5 protein-coding genes and 1 pseudogene are annotated in these 3351 nt (G+C 67.4%); 5 read left to right on the top strand and 1 reads right to left on the bottom strand.

Annotation, left to right across the window (positions count from 1 at the left end; all coding sequences use genetic code 11):
• From L995_RS17570 to L995_RS17560, 3 genes are all read left to right on the top strand, one after another.
• A partial coding sequence (locus L995_RS17570) for a tripartite tricarboxylate transporter substrate binding protein BugE (RefSeq protein ID WP_047472797.1) occupies window positions 1-870 on the top strand: 870 nt, incomplete at its 5' end.
• 159 nt (window positions 871-1029) lie between these two features.
• Window positions 1030-1299 carry a type II toxin-antitoxin system RelB/DinJ family antitoxin gene (locus L995_RS17565; protein WP_047217841.1) on the top strand — a complete coding sequence of 90 codons (270 nt, stop codon included), beginning with the start codon at window positions 1030-1032 and terminating at the stop codon, window positions 1297-1299.
• Window positions 1271-1600, top strand: coding sequence for a type II toxin-antitoxin system YafQ family toxin (locus L995_RS17560; RefSeq protein WP_026062230.1), 330 nt, complete (start codon window positions 1271-1273; stop codon window positions 1598-1600). Before L995_RS17565 ends, L995_RS17560 begins: the two co-directional genes overlap by 29 nt.
• On the opposite strand, the gene L995_RS17555 is transcribed toward L995_RS17560, so the two are convergent.
• The gene (locus tag L995_RS17555; protein ID WP_047472796.1) at window positions 1597-2463 is read right to left on the bottom strand and encodes a LysR family transcriptional regulator; all 867 of its coding nucleotides are present in this window, start codon (window positions 2461-2463) and stop codon (window positions 1597-1599) included. The genes L995_RS17560 and L995_RS17555 overlap by 4 nt on opposite strands.
• A gap of 117 nt (window positions 2464-2580) precedes the next feature.
• Here L995_RS17555 and L995_RS17550 point away from each other — a divergent pair, with 117 nt between their 5' ends.
• Together L995_RS17550 and L995_RS17545 are read left to right on the top strand one after the other, a co-directional pair.
• Window positions 2581-3042 carry a nucleoside deaminase gene (locus L995_RS17550; protein WP_047472795.1) on the top strand — a complete coding sequence of 154 codons (462 nt, stop codon included), beginning with the start codon at window positions 2581-2583 and terminating at the stop codon, window positions 3040-3042.
• Window positions 3043-3046: 4 nt separating this feature from the next.
• Window positions 3047-3351, top strand: a pseudogene (locus L995_RS17545) (MFS transporter); the annotation flags it as partial.

Raw genomic sequence — 3351 nt, 5'->3', positions numbered from 1 at the left:
GTGCCCTTCGCGGCCGGCGGCACCACCGACCTGATCGCGCGCATCGTGGCCGAGCCGCTGGGCCGCGCCCTGGGCCAGCCCGTGGTGGTCGAGAACAAGGGCGGCGGCGGCGGCAGCATCGGCGCGGCCGAGACGGCGCGCGCCCAGTCCGACGGCTACAGCCTGGGCATTGCCACCGTGTCCACCACGGCCACCAACCCGGCGATCAACCCCAAGATCCCGTACAACGTGCTGACCGACTTCACGCCCATCGTGAACATCGCGGCCACGCCCAACATCATTGCGGCCCACCCCAAGTTCGCGGGCAAGAACTACCAGGAGTTCCTGGCCGAGGTGAAGAAGAACCCCGGCAAGTACTCCTACGCCTCGCCTGGCAACGGCAGCATCACCCATCTGATGATGGAGATGTTCAAGCTGTCCACGGGCACCGACATCACCCACGTGCCCTACCGTGGCAGCGGCCCCGCGCTGAACGACGCCGTGGCCGGCCAGGTTCCGCTGATCTTCGACAACCTGCCCTCCGCCCTGGGCTTCGTCAAGGAAAAGCGCCTGGTGCCCATCGTGGTGGCCGCGCCTCAGCGCCTGGCAGCGCTGCCCGATGTGCCCACCTTCAAGGAAGTGGGCCTGGCCCCCGTCAACCGCATGGCCTACTACGGCATCGTCGGCCCCAAGAACCTGCCGCGCGACATCGTGGACAAGGTCAATGCCGCCACGCGCAAGGTGCTGCAGGACCCCGCCATCAAGAAGCGCATCGAGGAAACCGGCTCGCTGATCGTGGCCGACACACCCGAGCATTTCTTTGAAGAGATCAAGGCCGAACTGGCGGTCTACAAGGACGTGGTGCAAAAGCAGAACCTGACGATGGATTGAGCCTGCGCGTCTCCACCGACCATCCCCGCCACGGCGGGGATTTTTGTTGGAGGGCTCGAAGGCGGGAGCCGCCAAGCGACATCCCAGCAACCTGCCTGCCTACCTGTCTTCTGCCCTGCGAGATACAATGTATCTCACCCATTTTTGCAGAAGCACACCATGGCAACCACCACCATGATCCACGTGCGCGTGGATGAAGAGATCAAGGCACAGGCCGCCGAAACCCTGGCCGGCATGGGCTTGACGGTGTCGGATGCCGTACGTGTCTTCCTGATGCGCGTGGTGGCCGACCAGCAATTGCCCTTCGACCTCAGGGCACCCAACGCCGAGACGCGCGCAGCCATGCAGGAGGCACGCGCCATGCGCAAGGGACGCTTTGCCACCGCGGACGATTTGCTCCATGACCTCGAAAAAGGCAGCGAGCAGTAAGCGCGCAGTCCTTCCCCGCGCATCGGACCGGACCAAGGCTTTCGCCAAGGACTGGGTCCGGCTGTCGCATTCCGGCCGCCATGACATGAAGCGGTTGAAGGAGGCCATGCTGCTGCTGATTGCCAACGACGCCCCCCTGGAGCCTCAGTGGCTTGACCATGCCCTCACCGGCGACTGGGCCGATCACAGGGAGTGCCACGTGGGGGGCGATTTCCTGCTGATCTACCGGCTCGATGGCCAGGGCGCCAACGAATCGATCATTTTCGTGCGAGCCGGCACGCACGCCGAGCTGTTCGACTAAGACACGCCCAGCAACGCCTCGCACACCTCACACAGGCGCCCGGCCAGACGTCGACCCGGCGCCGACAACTGGGCCCGCACGTGCAGTGCCACTTCCACATCAGGCACGGGGGCGAAGCCGGCCATGCCGTCGAGCAGGCGGTGGCCGGGCCCAACCAGCCGGCGCGGCAGCAGGCTGATGCCCAGGCCCTGCTCCACGGCGGCTTCCAGGCTGGCCAGGCTGGCGCTCACATAGGCCAGGCGCCAGCGCCGGCCGGCGGCATCCAGCGCATGCGTCATCTCGCTGCGGTACAGGCCGCCCTGCGGAAATACCACCAGAGGCAAGGGATCCATCCCGTGGCAGGGATGCCGCGCACTGTCTATCCAGGCCAGCGGTTCAGGCCAGCGCGCCATGCCGGGCGTGCTGCCGCTGCGCTGCTTGACGATGGCCAGGTCCAGCTCGCCGGACTGGAACTGCTGCCATATCGCCTGCGACAGCCCGCTGGTCAGCTCCAGGCGCAACTGCGGCTGGCTGCGCGCCAGCGCGCCCAAGGCGGGCATCAAGGCATTGCCGGCAAAGTCCTCTGGTACGCCGATGCGCAGCACGGCTTCGGTGGCGCCAGCCAACTGCTCCACGGCCTCGTCCATGAGCGCGAGGATGCGTTGCGCATAGGCCAGCAGGCGCTCTCCTTCCAGCGTGCATTCCACATGGCGCCCGCTGCGGTCCAGCAGCGTGCAGCCCATTTGCTCCTCCAGCCTGCGGATCTGCTGGCTGACCGTGGACTGGGTCAGGTGCACGCCCTGCGCCGCGCGCGTGAAGCTGCCGGTTTCGGCCACGGCGCAGAAGCTGCGCAGCAGGGTGGGGTCTATGGAAGAGGGCTGCATGGGGCTTGGGCGAATTTCAGTGGCTTTGTCACTGCCTGGCATTTGATCATTTAATTTTCCAATTGATGGCCCCCGTCCTAGACTGCGGCCTCAGCTCCCGATTGCCCAGCCATCCCCATGCAAGAACAAGAACACATCCGCCTGCTGCGCCATGCCGTGCAGCTGGCGCACGACAACCGCCTGCGGGGCGGCCGGCCCTTCGGCGCCCTGCTCGCGCGCGAGGGGCAGATCCTGTCCACGGGCGTCAACGAGATCGTGCAAAGCCATGACCCCAGCGCCCACGCAGAAATGCAGGCGCTGCGCGCGGGCACGCGCGCCCAGGCCAACGTCAGCCTGGCCGGCTGCACCATCTACGCCAGCGGCCACCCCTGCCCCATGTGCCTGGCGGCGCTGGTGATGGCCGGGGCCGAGCAGGTCTTCTTCGCCTTCGACAACGCGGATGCCCAGCCGTATGGTCTGTCCAGCGAGGGCGCCTACCAGCGGCTGCGCATGCCGCTGCAGCCGCCACCGCTGCCCCTGACGCGGCTGGACACGGGCATCACGGCGGCCCAGCTGTACGGCAACGTCCCCTGGGCCTGAAGCCATGTCGTCCATTGCGCCTGCGCACACCGAGACCCCTGCCGCGGCACACGCCATTCCAACGGCGCTGTGGCTGGCCACCGTCGTGCTGGTCACGCTGAACCTGCGCCCGTTTCTCACGGCCATCGGCCCGCTGGGACCGCAGATCCAGTCCGCCACCGGCATGGATCTGTCCACGCTGTCCTGGCTGACCCTGCTGCCCATGGCGTTGATGGGCGTGGGCGCCTGGCTGGCCCCGGCCGCGCTGCGGCGCCTGGGTCCGCGCCGCGCCGTGGTCGGCTCCTTGGCGGTGATTGCGCTGGGACGCGG

Source organism: Delftia sp. ZNC0008 (assembly GCF_000799035.1).
Taxonomy (GTDB): domain Bacteria; phylum Pseudomonadota; class Gammaproteobacteria; order Burkholderiales; family Burkholderiaceae_C; genus Comamonas; species Comamonas tsuruhatensis.
Note: the sequence above shows the minus strand (reverse complement) of the source record. Positions and strands in the feature narration are given on the sequence as shown.

Coding starts and splice junctions, on each gene's coding strand:
- L995_RS17565 (WP_047217841.1), top strand. CDS start 1,030: ATGGCAACCACCACCATGATCCACGTGCGCGTGGATGAAGAGATCAAG.
- L995_RS17560 (WP_026062230.1), top strand. CDS start 1,271: ATGACCTCGAAAAAGGCAGCGAGCAGTAAGCGCGCAGTCCTTCCCCGC.
- L995_RS17555 (WP_047472796.1), bottom strand. CDS start 2,463: ATGCAGCCCTCTTCCATAGACCCCACCCTGCTGCGCAGCTTCTGCGCC.
- L995_RS17550 (WP_047472795.1), top strand. CDS start 2,581: ATGCAAGAACAAGAACACATCCGCCTGCTGCGCCATGCCGTGCAGCTG.